The organism is Pseudomonas sp. S11P7, assembly GCF_023195435.1.
Taxonomy (GTDB): domain Bacteria; phylum Pseudomonadota; class Gammaproteobacteria; order Pseudomonadales; family Pseudomonadaceae; genus Aquipseudomonas; species Aquipseudomonas fluorescens_G.
The window spans coordinates 5,145,933-5,171,320 of record NZ_JALPKS020000002.1; the positions used below are offsets into that span (position 1 = coordinate 5,145,933).

Below are 25,388 nucleotides of genomic sequence, written 5' to 3' on the forward strand. Positions count from 1 at the left end.
ATCTTTTTAACCTTTAAGCTGAGCCAGGGCGCGGTAATCCGCTCCCAGCGTGGCCTGTAGAACCTCTTTCGGATAATCGTCGGTCACGACCGCTTCACCCATCCGGCGCAACAGCACCAGGCGCAGACGACCGTCGATCACTTTTTTATCAATTGCCATGTGTTGCAGAAAATCCGCTTCGCGCATTTCTTCAGGCGGAATCACCGGCAGACCGGCGCGCTGGAACAGACGAATACCGCGATCGCGCTCCTGCTCACTGATCCAGCCGAGACGCGCAGACATTTCCAGCGCCATCACCGTGCCAGCCGCGACTGCTTCACCGTGCAGCCAGACACCATAGCCCATATGGGTTTCGATGGCGTGGCCGAAGGTATGGCCGAGATTGAGCGTGGCGCGCACGCCGGTTTCCTTTTCATCGGCGCCGACCACCGCAGCCTTGGCCGCGCACGAGCGCTCGATCGCATACGTCAGGGCTGTCTGGTCCAGCGCGCGCAGGGCGTCGACGTTGTCTTCGAGCCAGGTCAGGAACGGTTCGTCGCAGATCAGACCGTATTTGATGACTTCAGCCAGACCGGCGGACAGTTCGCGCTCGGGCAGGGTTTTCAGCGACGCGGTATCGATCAGCACCACGTTCGGCTGATAGAACGCGCCGACCATGTTCTTGCCCAGCGGATGGTTGATGCCGGTCTTGCCGCCCACCGACGAATCGACCTGGGACAGCAGCGTGGTCGGAATCTGGATGAAATCGACGCCGCGCTGGTAGCAGGCAGCGGCGAATCCGGCCATGTCGCCGATCACACCGCCGCCGAGGGCGATGACGGTGGTGCGGCGGTCATGTCGAGCGGTCAGCAGACCGTCGAAGATCAACTGCAGGGTTTCCCAGTTCTTGAAGGCTTCGCCGTCGGGCAGCACCACGGAAATCACCGAGAACTGCGCCAGGCTGCGGGTCAGACGTTCAAGATAGAGCGGCGCAACGGTCTCGTTGGAGATGATTGCCACTTGCCGCCCGTGGATGTGCGGCGCCAGCAGTTCGGGCTGGTCCAGCAGACCTTCGCCAATATGAATCGGGTAGCTGCGCTCGCCCAGGTCGACCTTGAGTGTCTGCATGTGTCCCCACAGTGAAGATGGAAGCAGGCATCCTGCCCTGAATTATTGGTTATCTGCCGTCTATAGCGGGTGTGACGCCACTTGCCGGCCATCCGCCACACCCTCGGCAGGCTGTGACAGGACGCCGAGGATAGCGCATTTCGCGCGCGGCTTTAACGGGGCGGAAGCTGCGCCAGACGGTCGAGAATATCGAGTACCACCATGCGCGGCGGCCGTTCGTCGGTTTCCACCACCAGATCGGCAATTTCCCGATAAAGCGGATCGCGGATCGCCAACAGGTCGCGCAAGGTTTTCGCCGGATCGGCGGTGCGCAGCAACGGCCGGTTGCGGTCACGCGAGGTGCGGCCGACCTGCTGTTCGACGGACGCGTGCAGATACACCACCCGCCCGCCCTCGAACAGGGCCTTGCGATTGGCATCACGCATCACCGCGCCACCGCCGGTCGCCAGCACCACGCCGTCGAACGCGCACAGCTCGGCGATCATCGCCTGCTCACGGTCACGAAAGCCGGGCTCGCCTTCCTTGTCGAAGATCCATGGGATATTGGCACCCGTGCGCAGCTCAATTTCCTTGTCGGAATCCTTGAACGGCAGGCGCAGCTCTTTGGCCAGCAATCGGCCGATGGTGCTTTTGCCAGCACCCATCGGTCCTACAAGTATCAAATTTCGCACAGAATCAACGACTCACAGCAATCGCCTGGTTATTCATGATACGCGGAGTGAGAAATACCAGCAGCTCGGATTTTTTCTCCGAAACCACATCACGCCGGAAAAGGCGGCCAAGATACGGCACATCGCCAAGAAATGGCACCTTATCTACAACCTTGCTCTGAGTATTTGAAAAAACACCGCCAATCACGATGGTTTCGCCGTCGTTGACCAGCACCTTGGCGTTGACCTCGTTTTTCTTGATCGGCGGCACATCCTGCACTTTGTTCAGGTAATCCGGCTCGTCCTTGGTGACCTTGACCTCCATGATGATGCGGTTGTCCGGCGTGATCTGTGGCGTGACCTCCAGCGACAGCGAGGCCTCCTTGAACGACACCGACGTCGCGCCACTGGAACTGGCTTCCTGATAGGGAATTTCCGTGCCCTTGAGGATTTTCGCGGTTTCCTTGTCGGAGGTGACCACTTTCGGTTGTGAGACGATTTCACCGTTGCCGGTCTTTTCCATCGCCGTCAATTCAAGGTCGAGCAGAACGTTGTCGGTGATGAAGGCGATGCCGATCCCCGAGGTATTGTTGACGGTGCCCATGTCGACGAACGGCGAGTTGGTGCTGGTGCTGCCCGGCGTACCGATGGTGCTCGACGAACCGTTGACCCCGGACGCATTCCAGTTGCCCTTGTTCTGCACTGAACCACCCCAGCGCACACCGAGACTCTTGTCGTAATCGACGTTGGCCTCGACGATGCGCGCCTCGATCATCACCTGACGCACCGGAATATCCAGTTGCGCCACGATTCGCCGCAGCTCGTCGAGGCGATCCTGAGTCTGGTAGGCGATGATGTTGTTGGTACGCTCATCGACGGTGATCGAACCGCGCTCATCGATCTTCGCTTCGGCGCTGGTCACCGACTGGAACAGCTTGGCGATGTCCGCCGCCTTGGCGTAATTGACCTGCAACAGTTCGCGGCGCAGCGGCGCCAGTTCGGCAATCTGTTTCTGCGACTCGAGTTCCTGGCGTTCGCGGGCCGCGATCTCATCGGCCGGCGCGACCAGCAGCACGTTGCCGATCTTGCGTTTATCCAGGCCCTTGGTTTTCAGCACCAGATCCAGCGCCTGATCCCACGGTACGTTTTGCAGGCGCAAGGTAATGCCGCCCTGCACCGTATCGCTGGCCACCAGATTGAGGTTGGTGAAGTCGGCGATCAATTGCAGCACCGAGCGCACGTCGATGTCCTGGAAATTCAGCGAGAGCTTTTCGCCGATGTAGGCCTGACGGTCGGCGTTGCGTTTTTGCAGGTCGTCGACGCTCATCGGGCGGACGCTGACGGTCAGCTTGTTGTCGGTCTGGAAGGTCGAGTAGTCATAGGTGCCGCTGGGCTCGACGGAGATCAGCGTGCGATCACCGCTCACTGCGGCATTGACGAACTGCACCGGCGTGGCGAAGTCCTTGACGTCGAGGCGCACGCGCAGCTTTTCCGGCAATTGCGTGCGGGCGAAGCTGAGGATGATTTTGCCGTCGTGTTCCTGGATATCCGGGGCGATGGTCGGGTCGGAGAGATCAATGACGACGTTGCCCTCGCCCTCGGTGCCGCGCTGAAAATCGACGCCACGAATGCCGCGGGGTTTCGGTGCGAATGCCTTTGCCGCTGGCGCAGTTGCCGTATTCGTGCGCGGCGCAACGGCGACGGGGCGCGAGGCAGGCACCGGGGCGCCCTGACCAACCACCACGAACAGATTGTTGCCCTCGATGCGCGTGGTGTAAGGCGCTAGCTGGGTGAGGCTGACGATCAGCCGCGTGCGATCCTTGGCCTCGACCACCGTGGCGGTACGCGCATTGCCGCTGCCCAGGTCAAGATTCTTGTTGGTCAATTGGCTGGCAACACCGGGCAGATCGACAGCGATCCGCGCCGGCGATTCGGTGGTATAGCCCTTGGGCGACGGTGGCGGGCCGTCGAACGACAGCTTCAGTTCGACGCGGTCACCCGGCAACGCCGCCACATCCAGCGCTTTCAGGTTGGCCGCATTTACCATCGGCGACATCAGCGCTATCCATAGCGAAAAACCGAGGGTGGAGAAAATCCTGTTCATTGTTCGACTTCCACTATGAGTGCTCTTTCAAAGGAATGGTGCGCGGCCGCTCGAGCCAGGCGCCCTGCCCGTCGGGCACGATTTCGACGACGTCGACCTGAGTCGCGCTGATGGCGACGATGCGCCCGTCGTTACGCCCCAGGTAGTCGCCGACTTTCAAGCGATGCACACCGCCCGCACCGCGCAGCAGCGCGAACGAGCCTGAGGCATTGGCAATCGTGCCGACCATCTCGAACTGCTCGATGTTGAAACCTTCCAGATATTGTTTGACCCGATTGGGGTCGGGCTTGACGTTGCGCGAGCCGTGTTTGCGCCCGGCCAGATCGACCCGCACCTGCGGTGAAAACGGACTGCGCAGGTTGGCTGCGCTGTAAGTGAATGTCGGGTAAGACCGGAATGTCGGCGTTGGTTCAATCTTGCCGGCCGGACGCAGGCGCACTTCATTCATGTAGGCGTCGAGATCACTGAAGTCATCACCCCCGCCACACCCGCTCAATGCGAGCAGCGTCATCGCCCAGGCCATGTAACGAATCGGGGTCATTTCTGCAGCCCCTTGTCGTTATAGCGATAAGTCTTGGCGAGGATGCTCATGCGCAGCTTCGGTCCGCCTTCCTTGTTGGCCGGTGCGAGATCGAAATCGTGAAGGGTAACGATGCGCGGCAATCCGGCTACACCGCTGACGAATGTGGCAAGGTCGTGATATGCACCTGTAACGGTGATCTGGATGGGCAGTTCGATGTAGAACGGCTGGGTGACTTCCGGCAGCAGCTTGATCTCTTCGAATTCCAGGCCGCTGCCCAGGCCCGTGCGGGTGATGTCTTCGAGCAGGCCCGGCACTTCGGTGTCGCTGGGCAACTGCCGCAACAACTCACCGAAGGTATTCTCCATCTCTTTCATCTGTTGGGTGTACAGCTCCAGATTGGCCGACAGGCGCGCCTTGCTGGCGAACTGTTCCTTGAGCGTCAGCTCTTCCTCGCGCTTGAGGTCGTGCTGGTTTTCCAGATCGCTGATGAAAAAGTTATAGCCAAGCGCCAACACCAGCACCATCAACAGCGCGCCGGCAATGAACTTCACCGCTGCCGGCCACGAACCGATGTTGCTGGTGTCCAGATCGTTGAAATCGACGCTGCGCAGGCTTTCCAGCCATTCGGACGGCTTCATTGGTCGTCCTCGGCAGTCTTGGGCTGCGTCTGGCGCACGGTCAGCTCAAAGGTGTTGGCCTGATCGACTTGCCCGGCAGTGGTCGCCTTGACTTCGTTGAGGCTAGGCGCATCGAACCAGTCCGATGCTTCCAGATTGCGCATCAGGTCGGAAACGCGGTTGTTGGACTCAGCGGCGCCGCTGATCGACAGGGCTTTGCCGGTCATTTTCACTTCGGTGAAATACACACCGTCCGGCAGCGTGCGCGCCAGTTGATCGAAGATCCGCCCGCTGACCTGCCGGTTGCCCTGCAGGTCCTGGATGATGCGCATGCGCTCGACCAGTTGTTGGCGGCGCGCCTTGAGCTCACTGATCTGCTTGATCCGCTCGTCGACCACGGCGATTTGCTTGCTGATGTAGTCATTGCGCGCCACTTGCCGGTCAATGGCGGCACTGATGATCTGATCGGCAATCAGCAAGGCACCGACCGAGCCGACGAACACGCCAGTCAATGCCAGCAGAAAGCGCTTGCGCCGTTCCTCGCGACGCTCTTCGCGCCAGGGTAAAAGGTTGATCCGCGCCATCAGTCGAAACTCCTCAGCGCGAGCCCGCAAGCAATCATCAGCGCTGGCGCGTCGCTGGCCAGCGCACCGGCATTGACCTTGCTGCTCAAGGACATGTTGGCGAACGGGTTGGCCACCTGCGTCGGCGTGTTCAGGCGCTGTTCGATCAAGCGATCCAGACCCGGTACCGAGGCCGTGCCGCCCGCCAGCAAAATGTGATCGACGGCGTTGTATTGCCCGGAGGCGAAGAAGAATTGCAGCGAGCGTGACACCTGCTGCACCAGCGCCTCGCGAAACGGCTGCAGAACTTCACTGATGTAATCGTCGGGCAGGCCGCCCTGTTTCTTCGCCAGCCCGGCCTGCTCGACGGTAAGGCCATAACGCCGCTGGATTTCCTCGGTCAATTGGCGACCGCCGAACAGTTGCTCGCGGGTATAGATGATCTTGCCGTTATGAAGGACGCTGAGGGTGGTCATGGTCGCGCCGATGTCGACTACGGCGACGGTCAGGCGCTCCTGGGACGCCGCCAGTTGCGTCGCCAGCAAAGCGTATGAGCGCTCCAGCGCGTAGGCCTCGACGTCCACCACGCGGGCCGTCAGCCCGGCCAGGGCCAACGCCGCTTCGCGGACTTCGACGTTTTCCTTGCGACAGGCCGCTAGCAGGACGTTGACTCGTTCGGGATTGCGCGGCGATACGCCCTGGACCTCGAAGTCGATGGCGACTTCATCCAGCGGATAGGGAATGTATTGGTCGGCTTCGATCTTCAGCTGGTTTTCCAGCTCGTCGTCGGACAGCCCGGCGTCCATTTCGATGACCTTGGTGATCACCGCCGAGCCGGCCACGGCCACCGCCACGCTCTTGAGCCCGGTGCGCGCCTTGCTCAGCACGCGACTGAGCGCCTGGCCGACGCCTTCGAGTTCGGCGATGTTCTTTTCCACCACCGCGTTGGCCGGCAAGGGCTCGACGGCATAGGCCTCGACCCGGTAGCGCTCGCCCTGACGGCTCAGTTCCAGCAGCTTCACTGACGTAGAACTGATGTCGATCCCCAGTAACGTATTGGCTTTTTTATTGAAGAGTCCCAGCACTACCAATTCCCTATGACTTTCCGTGAGTTACGGACTCTGTAATACGCATTGCGTTCCTTCACCCCGTCTTGACAGAAGCGCAAATGACGCCCCCTGCGGAAAAGTGCTTATAATGCCCAGCGTTTTTTTCCGCTTTTTACTGCCCGCGCGGACCGTTCTGTGTGTAACCGGAACCCCGTCGCCAAATTCATTCTTTGCTCTGGATGTCCAAAAGCCTTGATTCGTCTGCTGAAATTTTTCGGTTGGTCCATCGTCGCCGTTTTCTGCGGACTGCTATTAGGTCTCAGCGGCGCGTTTCTTTACCTTAGTCCGGGTTTGCCATCTGTGGAGGCTCTGCGAAGCATTCAGTTGCAGATTCCCCTGCGGGTCTACAGCAGCGATAACAAGTTGATCGCAGAGTTTGGCGAAATGCGCCGCACACCGATCCGTTTCGCCGACATTCCGCCCAATTTCATTAATGCGTTACTAAGTGCTGAAGACGACAATTTCGCCAATCACTATGGCGTCGATCCGAGCAGCCTGATGCGCGCCGCGACGCAACTGGTCAAAAGCGGGCACATCCAGTCCGGCGGCAGCACCATCACCATGCAGGTGGCGAAGAACTTCTTCCTCACCAGCGAACGCAGCTTCTCGCGTAAAACCACGGAAATTCTTCTGGCCCTGCAGATCGAGCGGCAGCTGACCAAGGACGAAATCCTTGAGCTGTACGTCAACAAGATCTATCTGGGCAACCGCGCCTACGGCATCGAGGCGGCGGCGCAGGTGTATTACGGCAAATCGATCCGTGACGTCAGCCTGGCGCAGATGGCGATGATTGCCGGCCTGCCGAAAGCCCCGTCGCGCTTTAACCCGCTAGCCAACCCGGCGCGCAGCAAAGAGCGCCGCGACTGGATCCTGGGGCGCATGTACAAGCTCGGCAAGATCACCGAGGCCGACTACACCGCAGCGATCAACGAGCCGCTGAACGCCAGTTACCACGTCCCGACCCCTGAAGTGAACGCGCCGTACATCGCTGAAATGGCCCGCGCGGAAATGGTCGGCCGCTATGGCAGCGACGCCTATACCGAGGGTTTCCGCGTCACCACCACGGTGCCGAGCAACCTGCAGGAAATGGCCAACACCGCGCTGCACGAAGGCTTGATGACCTACGACCAGCGCCACGGCTACCGCGGCCCCGAGTCGCGCTTGCCGGGCAAGACCCGCGAAGCCTGGGCCAGCGAACTCACCAAGCAACGCACCATCAGCAGTCTCGAACCGGCAATCGTTACCCAAGTCGACAAGAACGGCCTGCAAGTGCTGACCCGCACCGGCGAAGAACATGTCGCCTGGGACACCATGAAGTGGGCGCGGCCGTTCCTCAACACCAACAGCATGGGCGCCAATCCGCGTCAGCCGGCAGATGTCGCGCAGGTCGGCGATCTGATCCGCGTGCAGCGCCAGAAAGACAATTCGCTGAAATTCAGCCAGATCCCGCAGGCGCAAGGTGCGTTGGTGTCGCTGGATCCGCAGAATGGCGCGATCCGTTCGCTGGTCGGTGGTTTCGCGTTCGAGCAGAGCAACTACAACCGCGCCATGCAGGCCAAGCGTCAGCCGGGTTCGAGCTTCAAACCGTTCGTCTACAGCGCCGCCCTGGACAGTGGCTACACCGCTGCAACCCTGGTCAACGATGCGCCGATCGTGTTCGTCGACGAGTACCTGGACAAGGTCTGGCGTCCAAAGAACGACACCAACACCTTCCTCGGTCCGATCCGTCTGCGTGAGGCGCTGTACAAGTCGCGTAACCTGGTGTCGATCCGTCTGCTGCAGGCGATGGGCGTGGGTAAAACCATCGACTACATCACCCGCTTCGGCTTCAACAAGCAGGACCTGCCGCCGAACCTGTCGCTGGCATTGGGTACCGCGACGCTGACTCCAATGGAAATCGCTACCGGCTGGAGCACCTTCGCCAACGGCGGTTACAAGATCACCCCGTACATCATCGACAAGATCGAAAGCCGTAACGGTGACACGCTGTTCGTGGCCAACCCGCCGACTGTTCCGCAGGGTGGCTCGGCGACGGACGGTATCGCCGCGCCGGACACCGAGTCGTTCAAAGTCAACGCCGCACCGGTTCCCGGCGAAGCACCAGGCAACCAGGCAGTGCCGCAAGCGCCAGCGGTGGCCGAGCGGATTGTCGATGGTCGCACCACCTACATCCTCAACAGCATGCTGCAGGACGTGATCAAGCTCGGCACCGGCCGCCGCGCCCTGGCCATGGGCCGTAGCGACATCGCTGGCAAGACCGGTACCACCAATGAATCGAAAGATGCGTGGTTCTCCGGTTACAACGCCGATTACGTGACCACCGTGTGGACCGGTTTCGACCAGCCGGAAAGCCTCGGCCGCCGCGAGTTCGGCGGCACTGTGGCGCTGCCGATCTGGATGAATTACATGTCGGCCGCGTTGAAGGACAAGCCGCCGCATGTGCAGCCAGAACCGGAAGGCATCCTCAGCCTGCGCGTCGACCCGGTCAGTGGCCGTGCAGCGTCGCCGAGCACTCCGGGCGCGTACTTCGAGCTGTTCAAGGCTGAGGACTCTCCGCCGTCGATGAATGAGCTGGGCAACGGCGTCGCACCGGGCAGCCCGCTGCCGGCGGATGAGCAGGCGCCGATCGACTTGTTCTAGAGGGGCCGCTGCAAGCGGCAAGCTCTGAGCTGCAAGTAAAAGCGGGAATGCGCACTGCTTGTAGCTCGTAGCTTGCAGCTTGCAGCTTGCAGCCCATAAAAAAACCCAGCACCAGGCTGGGTTTTTTTATGGGCGGCTGCTTTTAGCCGTTGAACACGTCATCCACGCTTTTCAGCGGGTAGTTCTTCGGATACGGCAGAGTTGCCACACCGGTCTCGATCGCCGCTTTGGCCACAGCGTCAGAGATCAGGGTGATCAGGCGCTTGTCCATTGGTTTGGGAATGATGTACTCACGGCCGAATTCCAGCGGAGCACCACCGTAGGCATCGCAGACGTCCTGTGGCACCGGCAGCTTGGCCAGTTCGCGCAGGGCGTTGGCCGCGGCGACTTTCATTTCTTCGTTGATGCGCTTGGCGCGAACGTCCAGGGCACCGCGGAAGATGAACGGGAAGCCCAGAACGTTGTTGACCTGGTTCGGGTAGTCCGAACGGCCGGTCGCCATGATCACGTCGCTACGGGTGGCGTGAGCCAGTTCCGGGGAGATTTCCGGGTCCGGGTTGGAGCAGGCGAACACGATCGGGTTCGGTGCCATCGACAGCAGGCCTTCAGCGCTCAGCAGGTTCGGGCCCGACAGACCGACGAACACGTCAGCGCCTGCCAGTGCGTCAGCCAGGCTGCGCTTCTCGGTGGCGTGGGCGAATACGGCTTTGTACTGGTTCAGGTCGTCACGGCCGGAGTGGATCACGCCGGTACGGTCAACCATGAAGATGTTTTCGATGCGTGCGCCCATGCTCACCAGCAGCTTCATGCAGGAGATGGCGGCAGCGCCGGCGCCCAGGCAGACGATCTTCGCTTCTGGCAGGGTTTTGCCAGCGATTTCCAGGGCGTTGATCATGCCGGCCGCGGTAACGATCGCGGTGCCGTGCTGGTCATCGTGGAATACCGGAATGTCGCACTGCTCGATCAGCGCGCGCTCGATCTCAAAGCACTCTGGTGCCTTGATGTCTTCGAGGTTGATGCCGCCGAAGGTGATGGAGATGCGCTTGACCGTGTCGATGAAGGCCTGCGGGCTTTCCGAGTCGACTTCGATGTCGAACACGTCGATACCGGCGAAGCGCTTGAACAGTACACCCTTGCCTTCCATCACTGGCTTGGACGCCAACGGGCCGAGGTTACCCAGGCCGAGAATCGCGGTGCCATCGGAAATCACTGCAACCAGGTTGCCCTTGCCGGTGTACTTGTAGGCCAGTTCGGGATCGCGGGCGATCTCGCGCACTGGTTCAGCTACGCCGGGGCTGTACGCCAGCGACAGGTCGCGAGCGGTAGCAGTGGCCTTGGTGAGCTCGACACTCAGCTTCCCCGGACGAGGATTGGCGTGATATTCGAGAGCGGCAGTTTTCAGATCAGACATTTTGGCATTCCGCTTTTTACTGTTGGACAGACTGGTCAGCGAGGATACGCGCCTCGCAAAGTCCCCACAAGACTGGGCAGTCACCACTGTCAAGCGCCCTGCCCTACGACTTTGGGCCAAGAGCCACGGCGCACAAGGGCTGGACTGTTCACAATCGATCCGAAAAATGTCTACAATTTTTCTTCAGCGCGAACCCTGCAGCATCGAAGGATCGGTCAATGGCAACAGCCAGCGCGCCTGCCCCGTCTGCAAGCCGCCGCGACGCGAGCGATCGACGATCCAGCCGCGCGCCTCGATCTGCTGGCCCTTCAGCGCCTGCAGACGGGCATTGTCGAATTGTTCGACCAGATTGGGTGCAATGCGCAGTACAAGCGCATCCTGCAACTCAATCCAGATTCCGCCGCGATTGCGCTGCACCTTGCTCACCCGACCGCTGACCACGGCGAAGCCGGAACGCTGAATCTGCTGTGCCTTGAGTACCGGTGATTGCCGCCAGATGCCGCGTCCGGCCTGCCGCGCCGAGGCTTCGGCGGCCCGCTGACAGGCGACCAGATCGACGTTCGGCGCAACGGCCACCTGGAAACCGAGGCCATCAGCCAGCATTTGCGCTTCGAGATTGGCACCGCTGGCACTGTAGACATGCGCGAGCGTTCGGCCGTAGTGGTCCTTTCCCTGCCGGCCGGGACGCAAGCCGACACGCCCGCCGCTGTCCGCCACCAACGCTTCGAGGCGTTTGCGCGCGGCCACGGCGAACGGCTCGTCGCTGCGACCCTGCTTGCCCAGCTCCGGCGTATTAAGGCCGATCATCCGCACGCTGCGGCCATCGCTCAGGCGCAGCGTGTCGCCATCGACCACGCGCTGCACACTGACGCTGGCCAGCCCAGTGGGTGCTGGACAGAACGCTTGCGCACCCGAAAGCCAAATCGCAGACACAAAAAAGGCGCCCGCAAGGGACGCCTTTTTCATCAGTCTGGAGAAGTCGATACGACCTTCCAAAATGATCAGCCTCAGGCTTTGTTGCCGACGCCGAAAGATTTGAAACGGTCTGCGAACTTCTGCACGCGGCCGCCGGTGTCCAGAGTCTTCTGCTTACCGGTGTAGAACGGGTGGCATTCGTTGCAAACGTCGATCGCCAGGGCTTTGCCGTAGGTCGAACGAGTTTCGAACTTGTTACCGCAGCTGCAGGTAACAGCGATTTGCGGGTAGTTCGGATGGATTTCGGCTTTCATGGTGTCTTCCTCAGGCTAGCGTGCCGCCACCCAACACTATTGTTGAATACCGCACGTAATTAGGCCGCGGATTCTACCAGACCTTTTCAAACGCGCAAGCTGTCACCGAGACCGACCGTCTGCTAGGCTCCCGGCCTTGAACGCTTCCCTGTGGGAGCGAGCCTGCTCGCGAAGACGTCATGTCAGTCGACACATGTGTTGCCTGACCCACCGCCTTCGCGAGCAGGCTCGCTCCCACAGGTCATGCATATCCGATCATCTTGCGTATCGAGATTCCGCCGCGTGCCCGACGCCATTCTGCGCCTTGCCTTGCCTTCGCCCCTGCGCCGCCTGTTCGATTACCGGGCGCCGGCCGGGGTGCGGCGCGAGCAATTGCAGCCGGGCATGCGTCTGCGCGTGCCGTTCGGGCGGCGCGAGATGATCGGGATTCTGGTCGAGATCGCGGATACCAGCGAGGTGCCGGTGGAAAAACTCAAACCGGCGCTGGCGCTGCTCGATACCACCCCGCCATTGCCGCCGGCGCTGTTCAAGCTGTGCCTGTGGACGTCGCAGTATTACCAGCACAGCCTCGGCGACACCTTGAGCTGGGCGTTGCCGGTGCTACTGCGCCAAGGCGAACTGGCCGAGGCCCGCCAGGAACGTTTCTGGTCAGCGGCGCCCGGTGCCAGCCTTGATGATCCGCGCATCGCCCGCGCTCCGCGTCAGCGTGAAGCCCTGGCGACACTGGCCCAGCACCCCCACGGTGTCGCCCACCAGTTGCTGAGCAAACTGATGCTGAGCAAGGACAGTCTCGACCTGTTGCTGGCCAAGGGTCTGGTGCAAGTGGAAATCCGCCGCCACCTCCCCGGCGCGCGGCATGAACACTGGCTGGCGCAACCGGAACTGCCGCTCAACAGCGAGCAACGTGCGGCGTATGAAGCGATTCGCGCCGGTTTCGACAGTTATCACGCGTTTCTGCTGGCCGGCGTTACGGGCAGCGGCAAAACCGAAGTCTATTTACAGCTGATCCGTGAAACCCTCGAAGCCGGTAAACAGGCGCTGGTGCTGATCCCGGAGATCAACCTTGGCCCGCAGACCCTGGCGCGCTTCGAGCAGCGTTTCAATGCACGCATCGCCCTGCTGCACTCGGCGGTCAACGATCGCGAACGCCTCGACGCCTGGCTCGCCGCCCGCGATGGCGAGGCCGACATTATTATCGGCACCCGCTCGGCGCTGTTCACGCCGATGAAAAACCCGGGGCTGATCATCATCGATGAAGAGCACGACGGCTCTTATAAACAGCAGGAAGGCTTGCGCTACCACGCCCGTGATCTGGCGCTGGTGCGAGCACGTCAGGAAAACATCCCGATCGTGCTCGGCTCGGCCACGCCGTCGCTGGAAAGCCTGCACAACGCGTACACCGGGCGTTACGGCCTGTTGCGCCTGAACGAGCGAGCTGGCGGCGCCAAACAGCCGCGTTTCCTACGTCTGGATGTAAAAAGCCGTCCGCTGGACAGCGGCATTTCCGGGCCGATGCAACAAGCCATTGGCCAGACCCTCGCCAACGGCCAGCAGGTGCTGGTGTTCCTCAACCGCCGCGGTTTTGCCCCGACCTTGCTCTGCCACGATTGCGGCTGGATGTCCGAGTGTTCACGCTGCGATGCGCGGATGACCGTGCACCAGCGCTACGGCGAGCTGCGCTGCCACCATTGCGGCAACGTCGAACGCACGCCGCGCCAGTGCCCGAAGTGCAACAAAGTCGACTTGCGCCCGGTGGGTGCCGGTACCGAGCGTGCTGAGGAACGGCTGGCGATTCTGTTCCCGGATTACCCGGTGCTGCGCGTCGATCGCGACAGCACCTCGCGCAAGGATGCGATGAATCAGCTGTTCGCGACGATTCAAAAGGGCCAGCCGTGCATCCTCGTCGGCACGCAGATGTTGGCCAAGGGTCACCATTTTCCACGGGTGACGCTGGTGTCGATCCTCGACGCCGACGGCGGCCTGTTCTCCGGCGACTTCCGCGCCAGCGAGCGCATGGCGCAGTTGATTGTTCAAGTCGCAGGCCGTGCGGGGCGGGCAGAAGAGCCGGGCAAAGTGATTATTCAGACGCACCTGGCCGACCATCCTTTATTGGTGCAACTGACCGAGCAGGGTTATTTCGCTTTTGCCGAGCAGGCGTTGAGCGAGCGTCGCGCCGCCGGGCTGCCGCCGTTTGCCCATCTGGCACTGTTGCGCGCCGAAGCGCACAAACCCGGGCAGGCTGAAGGTTTCCTTGATGAAGCCTGCAGCGAGGCCGAGCGCCTGCTCAGCGAATTGAATCTGAGCGGCATCGAACTGCTCGGGCCGGTGCCGGCGCCGATGGAGCGGCGCGCCGGGCGCTATCGGGCGCAATTGCTGTTGCAGGCGACCGCCCGAGCGCCGCTGCATCGGTTGCTGGCCAGTTGGTTGCTGGCGCTGGAGCAGATGCCGAGCGGGCGGGCGGTGCGCTGGTCGCTGGATGTCGACCCTGTGGATTTGTATTGAGCTGAAGATCGCTTTCGCGAGCAGGCTCGCTCCCACAATGGATCAGCGCTGCACTTTTGCGTCCTGCTTGCCCCCTGTGGGAGCGAGCCTGCTCGCGAAAGCAGAGTTTTTGTCACCACATATCCACAACCGGCCTGCTAAGGTTGGCAAGCCCGGCTCCGCCACGGATAATGCCCAGTTTTTCCACCCGCGCACCGATGCGCCCGCCGCGCTTGCGGTCGAAAGAGAAGACCATGAAAGACACCATTCGCCAGCTGATCCAACAAGCCCTCACCCAACTCGTCAACGAAGGTGTGTTGCCTGAAGGCCTGTCGCCGGCGATTCAAGTGGAAAACGCCCGCGACAAGACTCACGGCGACTTCGCCAGCAACATCGCGATGATGCTGGCCAAACCGGCCGGGATGAAACCGCGCGATCTGGCGGAAAAAATCATCGCCGCGCTGCCGGCGGACGAGAACGTCACCAAGGCGGAAATCGCCGGCCCGGGCTTCATCAACTTCTTTCAGAACACCCAGGCGCTGGCCAACCGTCTCGATGCCGCGCTGGCTGACGCCCATATCGGCGTGCGCAAGGCCGGCCCGGCGCAGCGCACCGTGGTTGACCTGTCGGCGCCGAACCTGGCCAAAGAGATGCACGTCGGCCACTTGCGCTCGACCATCATCGGCGACGGCGTGGCCCGCGTCCTCGAATTCCTCGGCGACGAAGTGATCCGCCAGAACCACGTTGGCGACTGGGGCACGCAGTTCGGCATGCTCATGGCCTATCTGCAGGAAAACCCGATCACCAGCGACGAGCTGTCCGATCTGGAAAACTTCTACCGCGCCGCCAAACAGCGTTTTGACGAGTCCGCAGAATTTGCCGACCGCGCCCGCGGTCTGGTGGTCAAGCTGCAGGCCGGCGATGCCGAGTGCCTGGCGCTGTGGACCCGGTTCAAGGACATCTCGCTGTCGCACTGCCAGAAGATCTACGAACTGCTCAACGTCAAACTGACCATGGCCGACGTGATGGGCGAAAGCGCCTACAACGATGACCTGATCAATGTGGTCAACGACTTGAAAGCCGCGGGCATGCTGGTCGAGAGCAACGGCGCGCAGTGCGTGTTCCTCGACGAGTTCAAGAATGCCGATGGCGACCCGCTGCCGGTGATCATCGTCAAGGCGGACGGCGGTTATCTCTATGCCACCACTGACCTCGCCGCCGTGCGCTACCGCAGTGGCAAGCTGAAAGCCGATCGTGCGCTGTACTTTGTCGACCAGCGTCAGGCCCTGCACTTCCAGCAAGTCTTCGCCGTGGCGCGCAAGGCCGGTTTCGTCACCCATCCGATGGAAATGGAGCACATGGGTTTCGGCACCATGAACGGCGCCGATGGCCGTCCGTTCAAGACCCGTGACGGTGGCACCGTGAAGCTGATCGACCTGCTCACCGAAGCGCAGGAACGTGCCTACAACCTGGTCAAAGAGAAAAACCCGCAGCTTGCCGAAGACGAATTGCGCAACATCGCCAAAGTCGTCGGCATCGGCGCGGTGAAATACGCTGACCTGTCCAAGCACCGCACCAGCGACTACAGCTTCAACTTCGACCTGATGCTGAACTTCGAAGGCAACACCGCACCGTACCTGCTGTACGCCTACACCCGCGTCGCCGGTGTGTTCCGCAAACTGGGCAAGGACTTCAGCGAAGTCGACGGCCAGATCGTCCTCGAAGCGGAGCATGAACTGGAGCTGGCGGCGAAACTCGCGCAGTTCGGCGAAGTGCTCAACAACGTCTCCGACAAGGGCACGCCGCACATTCTCTGCACTTACCTGTACGACGTTGCCGGCCTGTTCTCCAGCTTCTACGAAAACTGCCCGATCCTCGCCGCCGACACCCCGGCCCAAATGCAGAGCCGTCTGCGTCTGGCCGCACTGACCGGTCGCACCCTCAAGCAAGGCCTGGAGCTGTTGGGTCTGGAAACTCTGGAGCGTATGTAAGTTGGCTGCCAAGAAAAAACCTGCACCCAAGCGCGGCGCCAGCCGCTATCAGGCTCCGGCGAAGCAACCGATTCCGGGCTGGCTGTGGATGGCCATCGGTCTGACGGTCGGCGCGTTCATCGTGTTTTTGATGAAGCTGGAGCCGGGCAAGGGCAGCGACACGGTCAAGCGTGAGAAAGTCGAGCAGGCGCAACAGCAGAAAGCGACGAAAATCGCCGAAGCCAACAAGACCCCGCCGAGCCCGACGCAACCGGTCAAGCCGAAGTACGACTTCTACACGCTGCTGCCGGAATCGGAAGTGATCGTGCCGCCGGATGCCGTGCCGGAGAAGACCCTGCCGACGCCGCAAGTGCCGGCGATCCCGACCACGCCGGTCACCCCGGCGGAAGCGGCGAAGATCGACACCGCGCGCGCTCAGGCTGCACTGGCCGGGATTACTCCGCCACCCGCGCCACCGGTAAGCAAAGCGGCGCCGGTGACCAAGTTCTTTCTGCAGGCCGGCTCGTTCCGCAAAGAGACTGATGCCGACAAGGTCCGCGCGCAGATCATTCTGCTGGGCCAGGCCGTGGCAGTTGAGTCCGGCACGGTGAAGGACGAAACCTGGTACCGCGTTCTGGTTGGCCCGTTCAGCAACCGCGAACAGCTGACCACCGCGCAGAAACAACTGGCCGGCGCCGGCTTCAGCAACCTGCTGTTACAACAACGCCAGAGCCGCTGACTCGCCGCTGATCGTTCCCACGCTCTGCGTGGGAATGCCTCAAGGGACGCTCTGCGTCCCCGGCAGCAAAGGGACGCGGAGCGTCCCGGGCTGCATTCCCACGCGGAGCGTGGGAACGATCAGTTGACTGACACCGCTCGTCCCCTCTCCCGCACCAAGGTTGAAATCCCTTTCAGCACCCCCATATGAATGGGCATAAGGCACTTTCGCCCCGCTGTGTGGAGACTCTTCCCTTGACCACCATCGTTTCAGTCCGCCGTCACGGCAAAGTCGTCATGGGCGGCGACGGCCAGGTTTCTCTCGGCAATACCGTGATGAAAGGCAACGCGAAAAAAGTCCGTCGCCTGTACCACGGCCAGGTCATCGCCGGTTTTGCCGGTGCCACTGCCGACGCCTTTACGCTCTTCGAACGTTTCGAAGGCCAGCTGGAAAAACATCAGGGCCACTTGATCCGCGCCGCTGTCGAACTGGCCAAAGAGTGGCGCACCGACCGCTCCCTGAGCCGCCTCGAAGCGATGCTCGCGGTCGCCAACAAGGATGCCTCGCTGATCATCACCGGCAACGGTGACGTGGTCGAACCCGAAGACGGCCTGATCGCTATGGGTTCGGGCGGCGCTTTCGCCCAGGCCGCGGCCAGCGCCCTGCTGAAAAAGACCGACCTGTCGGCCCGCGAGATCGTCGAGACCGCACTCGGCATCGCCGGCGACATCTGTGTATTCACCAACCACACCCAGACCATTGAGGAGCAGGATCTCGCCGAATAAGCCTGTCGCGGCCTTTGTGCCACGGCTTGTTTGTGCTTGAGGACCGTCAATTATTATGTCCATGACTCCCCGCGAAATCGTCCACGAACTCAATCGCCATATCATCGGCCAGGACGATGCCAAGCGCGCCGTCGCGATTGCCCTGCGCAACCGCTGGCGCCGCATGCAGCTGCCTGAAGAGCTGCGCGTTGAAGTGACGCCAAAGAACATCCTGATGATCGGCCCGACCGGTGTCGGTAAAACCGAGATCGCCCGTCGCCTGGCAAAACTGGCCAACGCGCCGTTCATCAAGGTCGAAGCGACCAAATTCACCGAGGTCGGCTACGTCGGCCGCGACGTCGAATCGATCATCCGTGATCTGGCTGACGCGGCGATCAAGATGCTCCGCGAGCAGGAAATGACCCGCGTGCGCCACCGCGCCGAAGACGCAGCCGAGGACCGCATCCTCGACGCGCTGCTGCCACCGGCACGCATGGGCTTCAGCAATGAAGAAGCACCGGCGAGCGATTCCAATACCCGTCAGTTGTTCCGCAAGCGTCTGCGTGAAGGTCAGCTGGACGACAAGGAAATCGAGATCGAAGTCGCCGAAGTGTCCGGCATCGAAATCGCCACGCCGCCGGGCATGGAAGAGATGACCAATCAGCTGCAATCGCTGTTTGCCAACATGGGCAAAGGCAAGAAGAAGTCGCGCAAGCTCAAGGTCAAGGAAGCGCTGAAACTGGTGCGCGACGAAGAAGCCGGACGTCTGGTCAACGAAGAAGAACTGAAAGCCAAAGCGCTGGAAGCGGTCGAGCAGCACGGCATCGTGTTCATCGACGAAATCGACAAAGTCGCCAAGCGCGGTAACGTCGGCGGTGCCGATGTGTCCCGTGAAGGCGTGCAGCGCGACCTGCTGCCGCTGATCGAAGGCTGCACCGTCAACACCAAGCTGGGCATGGTCAAGACTGACCACATCCTGTTCATCGCCTCCGGCGCGTTCCACCTGAGCAAGCCGAGCGATCTGGTCCCGGAACTGCAAGGCCGTCTGCCGATCCGCGTCGAACTCAAGGCGCTGAGCCCGGAAGACTTCGAGCGCATCCTCAGCGAACCGCACGCTTCGCTCACCGAGCAATACTGCGCCCTGCTGAAAACCGAGGGGCTGCATATCCAGTTCCAGCCGGAAGGCATCAAGCGTCTGGCGGAAATCGCCTGGCAGGTCAACGAAAAGACCGAGAACATCGGTGCCCGTCGCCTGCACACGCTGCTTGAGCGTCTGCTCGAAGAGGTATCGTTCAGTGCCGGCGATCTGGCCAGCGCCCATGACGACAAGCCGATCCTGATCGACGCCGAATACGTCAACAGCCACCTGGGCGAATTGGCGCAGAACGAAGACCTGTCCCGCTACATTCTGTAAAGCGGCGAGCTACAAGCTACAAGCGGCAAGCTGAGTTAAGCTTGCCGCTTGTAGCTAGCAGCCAAAGGCTTCTCCTATGATTCCTACCGACATCAAACTGCACAAAGCCTCGAAAACCCTGACGCTCACCTACGCGTCCGGTGAAGAATTCACCCTGCCCGCCGAATTCCTGCGCGTGCATTCCCCCTCCGCCGAGGTCCAGGGCCACGGCAAACCGATCCTGCAATTCGGCAAGCTCAACGTTGGTTTGAGCAAGCTGGAACCGGCCGGCAACTACGCACTGAAACTGACCTTCGATGACGGCCATGACAGCGGCTTGTTCACGTGGGAATACCTCTACGAACTCGGCAAACGCCAAAAAGAACTCTGGGACGATTATCTCGCCGAGTTGCGTGCCGCTGGAAAAACCCGCGATCCGAACGAGTCGTTCGTCAAGCTGATGCTCTAGCCCGAGCCTTGCGCTCATTAGAGGGCATTTTCTAACTTCATCTGTTTGAATGCTCCGCTGTATGGCCGAGGATCGGCCTGCTTGCGAAAAAAATTAAACTCGGGTAACCAATGGAGCTGGCAAGTTCCCTGCAATGCTCTACGACTGTAAAGCAGCTATGCAGAATCAACGGTCACCCGAGCAGTAGTACCTGGCATTGGCTGTGGAACTGCACAGCAATAAACCGGGTACTCGTCTCAGGACAATGGAGCGTCGTAGATGAGTAACAAGAATAACGATGACCTGAAGTATCAAGCCTCGGAAAACACCCTGGGGCTTAATCCCGTCGTTGGGCTACGCGGAAAGGATCTGCTGGCCTCTGCTCGGATGGTGCTGAAACAGGCCATCAAACAACCGATCCATAGTGTCAAACACGTGACCCATTTCGGCCTTGAGCTGAAGAACGTGCTGTTCGGCAAATCCGAACTGCAACCGGCCGGTGACGACCGTCGCTTCGCCGATCCGGCGTGGAGCCAGAACCCGCTCTACAAACGTTATCTGCAAACCTATCTGGCCTGGCGCAAGGAGCTCCATGCCTGGATCGACGACAGCAGCCTGACCCCCAAAGATATCGCCCGTGGCCACTTCGTCATCAATCTGATGACCGAGGCCATGGCGCCGACCAACACCGCGGCCAACCCGGCGGCGGTCAAGCGTTTCTTCGAAACCGGCGGCAAGAGCCTGCTCGATGGCCTCTCGCATCTGGCCAAGGATCTGGTGCACAACGGCGGTATGCCGAGCCAGGTCAACATGGGTGCGTTCGAGGTCGGCAAGAGCCTCGGCGTGACCGAAGGCGCGGTGGTGTTTCGCAACGATGTGCTGGAGCTGATCCAGTATCGGCCGATCACCGAGCAGGTCCACGAACGGCCCTTGCTGGTGGTGCCACCGCAGATCAACAAGTTCTACGTATTCGATTTAAGCCCGGACAAGAGCCTGGCGCGTTTCTGCCTGCGCAATAACGTGCCGACCTTCATCATCAGCTGGCGCAACCCGACCAAGGCCCAGCGTGAGTGGGGCTTGTCGACCTACATCGAGGCGCTGAAAGAAGCGGTCGACGTGGTCACCGCGATCACCGGCAGCAAAGACGTGAACATGCTCGGCGCCTGCTCCGGCGGCATCACCTGCACCGCCCTGCTCGGCCATTACGCGGCGATCGGCGAAAACAAGGTCAACTCACTGACTCTGCTGGTCAGCGTGCTCGATACCACCCTGGACAGCGACGTCGCCCTGTTCGTCGACGAGCAGACTCTGGAAACCGCCAAGCGCCACTCGTACCAGGCCGGCGTGCTCGAAGGCAAGGACATGGCCAAGGTCTTCGCCTGGATGCGCCCCAACGACCTGATCTGGAACTACTGGGTCAACAACTACCTGCTCGGCAACGAGCCGCCGGTGTTCGACATTCTGTTCTGGAACAACGACACCACGCGCTTGCCCGCGGCGTTCCACGGCGACCTGATCGAGATGTTCAAAAACAATCCACTGATCCGCCCCAACGCACTGGAAGTGTGCGGCACGCCGATCGACCTCAAGCAGGTCACCGCTGACATCTTTTCGCTGGCGGGCACCAACGACCACATCACCCCGTGGAAGTCCTGCTACAAGTCGGCGCAGCTGTTCGGCGGAAAAGTTGAATTCGTGCTGTCGAGCAGCGGCCATATCCAGAGCATTCTCAATCCGCCGGGCAATCCGAAATCGCGCTACATGACCAGTGAAGAAATGGCTGCCAATGCCGATGAATGGCAAGAGAACTCGACCAAGCACACCGATTCCTGGTGGCTGCATTGGCAGGCGTGGCTGGCCGAGCGCTCGGGCAACCTGAAAAAGGCCCCGGTGAAACTGGGCAACAAGGCGTATCCGGCGGGCGAGGCTTCGCCGGGCACTTATGTACATGAAAGATAGCGGCAAGCGTCAAGCTGAGAGCGACAAGCTGAGCGGGTTCTGCTTGAAGCTTGCGGCTTGCAGCTGCTCCCAACTGACCCGAAGGGTTTGACCCATGCCGCAACCGTTCATATTCCGCACCGTCGATCTGGATGGCCAGACCCTTCGCACGGCGGTGCGTCCCGGCAAGCCGCACTTGACGCCCTTGCTGATTTTCAACGGCATCGGCGCCAACCTGGAGCTGGTGTTTCCGTTCGTCGCGGCGCTGGACCCGGATCTGGAAGTGATCGCCTTCGACGTTCCCGGGGTCGGCGGTTCCTCGACGCCGAACCGGCCGTATCGCTTTCCCGGTCTGGCCAAACTGACGGCGCGGATGCTCGATTACCTCGACTACGGTCAGGTCAACGTCATCGGCGTGTCGTGGGGTGGCGCGCTGGCGCAGCAGTTCGCCTACGACTACCCCGAGCGCTGCAAGAAACTGGTGCTGGCGGCCACTGCCGCCGGTGCGGTGATGGTGCCGGGCAAACCGAAAGTGCTGTGGATGATGGCCAGTCCGCGGCGCTACATTCAGCCGTCCCACGTGATTCGCATCGCGCCGATGATCTACGGCGGCTCATTCCGGCGCGACCCGACGCTGGCGGCCAGCCATGCGGCGAAAGTGCGTTCGGCGGGCAAGCTCGGTTACTACTGGCAACTGTTCGCCGGCCTCGGCTGGACCAGCATTCACTGGCTGCACAAGATCCATCAGCCGACGCTGGTGCTGGCCGGCGATGACGACCCGCTGATCCCGCTGATCAACATGCGCATGCTCGCCTGGCGAATTCCCAATGCGCAGCTGCACATCATCGATGACGGTCATCTGTTCCTGATCACCCGCGCCGAAGCCGTGGCGCCGATCATCATGAAATTCCTCCAGGAGGAACGTCAGCGCGCGGTGATGCATCCGCATCCAACGCCGCTCGGCGGCTAAACGCAGCGGCAGGCTTTATGCAGGGCTTTACCCACAAGTGCGCGGCAGGACGCCGCGCAGGCAGCAACCCGTAACAGCGTCTATGGTGTTCTGGTTCGGTGAGTTTGTTTTTGCCCTGAAGACGAAGGAGTGTTGAGTCATGCGCGACAAACCAGCGACGGGCGTGGTGCCCAGCCCCGCCGTGTTTATCAACGCACAAAATGCGATCACCGGCCTGCGCGGCCGCGACCTGCTCTCGACCTTGCGCAGCGTCGCCGCCCATGGCTTGCGCAATCCGGTGCACACGGCAAAGCATGCCTTGAAACTGGGCGGTCAATTGGGCCGCGTGCTGCTCGGCGAAACCGTGCACCCGACCCATCCCAACGACAGCCGTTTTGCCGATCCGGCCTGGAGCCTCAACCCGTTCTATCGGCGCAGCCTGCAGGCGTATCTGGCCTGGCAGAAGCAGGTCAAGAGCTGGATCGACGACAGCGACATGAGCCCGGAAGACCGCGCCCGCGCGCAATTCCTCTTCACCCTGCTCAACGATGCCGTGGCACCGTCCAACACGCTGCTCAATCCGCTGGCGGTCAAGGAGCTGTTCAATTCCGGCGGCCACAGTCTGGTGCGCGGCCTCAGCCATCTGTTCGACGATCTGCTGCACAACGATGGCCTGCCACGTCAGGTCACCCGGCAGGCATTCGAAGTCGGCAAGACCGTTGCCACCACCACCGGCTCGGTGGTGTTTCGCAACGAAATGCTCGAACTGATCCAGTACCGGCCGATGAGCGAAAAGCAGTACGCCAAGCCGCTGCTGGTGGTGCCGCCGCAGATCAACAAGTACTACATTTTCGACCTCAGCCCGCACAACAGCTTCGTTCAGTACGCGCTGAAAAACGGCTTGCAGACCTTCATGATCAGCTGGCGCAACCCGGATGTGCGTCATCGCGAATGGGGCCTGTCGAGCTACGTCGAGGCCGTGGAAGAGGCGATGAACATCTGCCGGGCGATCACTGGCGCCCGCGAGGTCAACCTGATGGGCGCCTGCGCCGGCGGCTTGACCATCGCCGCGCTGCAAGGGCATCTGCAGGCCAAGCGGCAGCTGCGACGTGTTGCCAGCGCAACCTATCTGGTCAGCCTGCTCGACAGCCAGATCGAAACCCCGGCCACGCTGTTCGTCGATGAACAGACCTTCGAAGCGGCCAAGCGGCGCTCCTATCAGCAGGGTGTGCTCGACGGTCGCGACATGGCCAAGGTCTTCGCCTGGATGCGCCCCAACGATCTGATCTGGAGCTACTTCGTCAACAACTACCTGCTGGGCAAGGAGCCGCCGGCCTTCGACATTCTCTACTGGAACAACGACAACACACGCTTGCCGGCAGCGCTGCACGGCGATCTGCTGGATTTTTTCAAACACAACCCGCTGACCCATCCCGGCGGGCTGGAAGTGTGCGGCACGCCGATCGATCTGCAGAAGGTCAATGTCGACAGCTTCAGCGTCGCCGGCATGAACGACCACATCACGCCGTGGGACGCGGTGTATCGCTCGACCCTGCTGCTGGGTGGCGACAAGCGCTTCGTGCTGTCCAACAGTGGCCATGTGCAGAGCATCCTCAATCCGCCGAGCAATCCGAAAGCCAATTACGTCGAAAACGCCAGAATGAGCAGCGACCCGCGCGCCTGGTACTACGACGCCAAACGTGTCGACGGCAGCTGGTGGCCGCAGTGGCTGGAATGGATTCAACAGCGCTCGGGCGCGCAGCACGAAACCCGCATGACCCTGGGCAACCCCAACTATCCGCCGATGGAAGCCGCACCCGGTACCTACGTGCGAGTGCGCTGACGTTCAACGACATTTTTCTAAGAAGACTGGATGAAAACCCGCGACCGGATTCTCGAATGTGCGCTGCACCTGTTCAACGAAAAGGGCGAACCGAACGTTTCGACCATGGAGGTCGCCAATGAAATGGGGATCAGCCCCGGCAACCTCTACTACCACTTCCATGGCAAGGAACCGCTGATACTTGGCTTGTTCGAACGCTTCCAGCAGGAACTGGCACCGCTGCTCGATCCGCCGTCGGACGTGGAGCTGGCGCCGGAGGATTATTGGCTGTTTCTGCACCTGATCGTCGAGCGCCTGGCGCAATACCGGTTCCTGTTCCAGGACCTGTCGAACCTCGCCGGGCGCCTGCCGAAACTGGCCAAGGGCATACGTCATCTGCTCAACGCGTTGAAGCGCACACTGGCGTCATTGCTGGCGCGGTTGAAGGCCGCCGGGCAGCTTGTCAGCGATACGCAGGCGCTGGGACAACTGGTGGAGCAGATCACCCTGACGCTGCTGTTTTCCCTGGATTACCAGCGGATTCTCGATCGTGAGGGTGAGGTGCGGTTGGTGGTGTATCAGATCATGATGCTGGTGGCGCCGCATCTGTTGCCGCCGGTGAAGGTCGCGACGGAGCGGATGGCGCTGCAGTATCTTGAGGATCATGACTGACGGCAAAAGCCCCTCATCGGAACGCCGCCCGCCTAGCCCTCTCCCAGAGGGAGAGGGGACCGAGAGGGGGATGCTCAAGAGGTACGCCGACCTGAGCGAGCTTCGTTGAATCCACAATCGGCTGTTGAATGCGCCTGGCAAATCCATAATCGACTGGATTTTTCAGGTCGATGTATAACGCAAGACACCGCGGTCGGCCCCCTCTCCCTCCGGGAGAGGGCTGGGGTGAGGGCAGACTTGGAATGCACAAACAAATACGCCCGACCTTCACAGGCCGGGC

Annotated in this window: 22 protein-coding genes; 11 read left to right on the forward strand and 11 right to left on the reverse strand. The window is 61.2% G+C overall.

Annotation, left to right across the window (positions count from 1 at the left end; translation table 11 throughout):
* Positions 1-6: 6 nt before the first annotated feature.
* From aroB to M0746_RS23610, 7 genes are all read right to left on the reverse strand, one after another.
* Complete coding sequence (gene aroB, locus M0746_RS23580) at positions 7-1,107, reverse strand: 3-dehydroquinate synthase (protein ID WP_258450773.1); 1,101 nt, start codon at positions 1,105-1,107, stop codon at positions 7-9.
* 152 nt (positions 1,108-1,259) lie between these two features.
* Positions 1,260-1,778: a shikimate kinase AroK gene (gene aroK / locus M0746_RS23585; RefSeq protein ID WP_090280433.1), complete on the reverse strand. Its 519-nt coding sequence runs from the start codon at positions 1,776-1,778 to the stop codon at positions 1,260-1,262.
* Positions 1,779-1,782: 4 nt separating this feature from the next.
* Positions 1,783-3,861 carry a type IV pilus secretin PilQ gene (pilQ, locus tag M0746_RS23590; protein WP_258450775.1) on the reverse strand — a complete coding sequence of 693 codons (2,079 nt, stop codon included), beginning with the start codon at positions 3,859-3,861 and terminating at the stop codon, positions 1,783-1,785.
* Between the two features lie 13 nt (positions 3,862-3,874).
* Entirely contained in the window at positions 3,875-4,402 is a 528-nt protein-coding gene (locus M0746_RS23595) for a pilus assembly protein PilP (protein WP_208939064.1), read from the reverse strand.
* Entirely contained in the window at positions 4,399-5,022 is a 624-nt protein-coding gene (gene pilO, locus M0746_RS23600) for a type 4a pilus biogenesis protein PilO (RefSeq protein ID WP_208939065.1), read from the reverse strand. The genes M0746_RS23595 and pilO overlap by 4 nt, the downstream gene beginning before the upstream one ends.
* Entirely contained in the window at positions 5,019-5,585 is a 567-nt protein-coding gene (locus tag M0746_RS23605) for a PilN domain-containing protein (RefSeq protein WP_258450776.1), read from the reverse strand. Before M0746_RS23605 ends, pilO begins: the two co-directional genes overlap by 4 nt.
* Positions 5,585-6,649, reverse strand: coding sequence for a type IV pilus assembly protein PilM (locus M0746_RS23610; RefSeq protein ID WP_208939067.1), 1,065 nt, complete (start codon positions 6,647-6,649; stop codon positions 5,585-5,587). The genes M0746_RS23605 and M0746_RS23610 overlap by 1 nt, the downstream gene beginning before the upstream one ends.
* A 219-nt stretch (positions 6,650-6,868) precedes the next feature.
* Here M0746_RS23610 and M0746_RS23615 point away from each other — a divergent pair, with 219 nt between their 5' ends.
* The gene (locus M0746_RS23615) at positions 6,869-9,313 is read left to right on the forward strand and encodes a penicillin-binding protein 1A (protein ID WP_446731310.1); all 2,445 of its coding nucleotides are present in this window, start codon (positions 6,869-6,871) and stop codon (positions 9,311-9,313) included.
* A 142-nt stretch (positions 9,314-9,455) separates the two neighbouring features.
* Here M0746_RS23615 and M0746_RS23620 read toward each other — a convergent pair whose 3' ends face one another.
* From M0746_RS23620 to rpmE, 3 genes are all read right to left on the reverse strand, one after another.
* Positions 9,456-10,724 (reverse strand): malic enzyme-like NAD(P)-binding protein, encoded by a 1,269-nt coding sequence (locus tag M0746_RS23620; protein WP_093105782.1) that lies wholly within the window; start codon positions 10,722-10,724, stop codon positions 9,456-9,458.
* A 183-nt stretch (positions 10,725-10,907) separates the two neighbouring features.
* Positions 10,908-11,690: a thermonuclease family protein gene (locus M0746_RS23625; RefSeq protein WP_258451518.1), complete on the reverse strand. Its 783-nt coding sequence runs from the start codon at positions 11,688-11,690 to the stop codon at positions 10,908-10,910.
* Between the two features lie 41 nt (positions 11,691-11,731).
* Positions 11,732-11,953 carry a 50S ribosomal protein L31 gene (rpmE, locus tag M0746_RS23630; RefSeq protein WP_258450778.1) on the reverse strand — a complete coding sequence of 74 codons (222 nt, stop codon included), beginning with the start codon at positions 11,951-11,953 and terminating at the stop codon, positions 11,732-11,734.
* A 282-nt stretch (positions 11,954-12,235) separates the two neighbouring features.
* On the opposite strand from rpmE, the gene M0746_RS23635 reads away from it, so the two are divergent.
* Positions 12,236-14,455: a primosomal protein N' gene (locus M0746_RS23635; RefSeq protein ID WP_258450779.1), complete on the forward strand. Its 2,220-nt coding sequence runs from the start codon at positions 12,236-12,238 to the stop codon at positions 14,453-14,455.
* A 112-nt stretch (positions 14,456-14,567) separates the two neighbouring features.
* Here the strand turns inward: M0746_RS23635 and M0746_RS23640 are convergent, their stop codons facing one another.
* Positions 14,568-14,690, reverse strand: coding sequence for a hypothetical protein (locus M0746_RS23640; RefSeq protein WP_258450780.1), 123 nt, complete (start codon positions 14,688-14,690; stop codon positions 14,568-14,570).
* Between M0746_RS23640 and argS the strand changes: the two genes are divergently transcribed.
* The 9 genes from argS (at position 14,689) to M0746_RS23685 (ending at position 25,108) form a co-directional block, all read left to right on the forward strand.
* Complete coding sequence (gene argS, locus M0746_RS23645) at positions 14,689-16,425, forward strand: arginine--tRNA ligase (RefSeq protein WP_258450781.1); 1,737 nt, start codon at positions 14,689-14,691, stop codon at positions 16,423-16,425. The two genes, M0746_RS23640 and argS, sit on opposite strands and share 2 nt — an antisense overlap.
* Before the next feature lies 1 nt (position 16,426).
* A complete protein-coding gene (locus M0746_RS23650; protein WP_203420403.1) occupies positions 16,427-17,143 on the forward strand; it encodes an SPOR domain-containing protein in 717 nt (238 codons plus the stop codon).
* A 233-nt stretch (positions 17,144-17,376) separates the two neighbouring features.
* Positions 17,377-17,907, forward strand: a complete 531-nt coding sequence (gene hslV / locus M0746_RS23655; RefSeq protein ID WP_090280391.1) for an ATP-dependent protease subunit HslV — start codon at positions 17,377-17,379, stop codon at positions 17,905-17,907.
* A gap of 55 nt (positions 17,908-17,962) precedes the next feature.
* Positions 17,963-19,300, forward strand: a complete 1,338-nt coding sequence (hslU, locus tag M0746_RS23660) for an ATP-dependent protease ATPase subunit HslU (protein ID WP_090280386.1) — start codon at positions 17,963-17,965, stop codon at positions 19,298-19,300.
* 76 nt (positions 19,301-19,376) lie between these two features.
* Positions 19,377-19,748 (forward strand): DUF971 domain-containing protein, encoded by a 372-nt coding sequence (locus M0746_RS23665; RefSeq protein ID WP_258450782.1) that lies wholly within the window; start codon positions 19,377-19,379, stop codon positions 19,746-19,748.
* Positions 19,749-20,006: 258 nt separating this feature from the next.
* Positions 20,007-21,686, forward strand: coding sequence for a class II poly(R)-hydroxyalkanoic acid synthase (phaC, locus tag M0746_RS23670; protein WP_258450783.1), 1,680 nt, complete (start codon positions 20,007-20,009; stop codon positions 21,684-21,686).
* 94 nt (positions 21,687-21,780) lie between these two features.
* The gene (gene phaZ, locus M0746_RS23675; RefSeq protein WP_258450784.1) at positions 21,781-22,635 is read left to right on the forward strand and encodes a poly(3-hydroxyalkanoate) depolymerase; all 855 of its coding nucleotides are present in this window, start codon (positions 21,781-21,783) and stop codon (positions 22,633-22,635) included.
* Positions 22,636-22,774: 139 nt separating this feature from the next.
* The gene (phaC, locus tag M0746_RS23680; protein ID WP_258450785.1) at positions 22,775-24,457 is read left to right on the forward strand and encodes a class II poly(R)-hydroxyalkanoic acid synthase; all 1,683 of its coding nucleotides are present in this window, start codon (positions 22,775-22,777) and stop codon (positions 24,455-24,457) included.
* Positions 24,458-24,487: 30 nt separating this feature from the next.
* Positions 24,488-25,108, forward strand: coding sequence for a TetR/AcrR family transcriptional regulator (locus M0746_RS23685; RefSeq protein WP_090280368.1), 621 nt, complete (start codon positions 24,488-24,490; stop codon positions 25,106-25,108).
* The last annotated feature ends 280 nt before the right edge of the window (positions 25,109-25,388 follow it).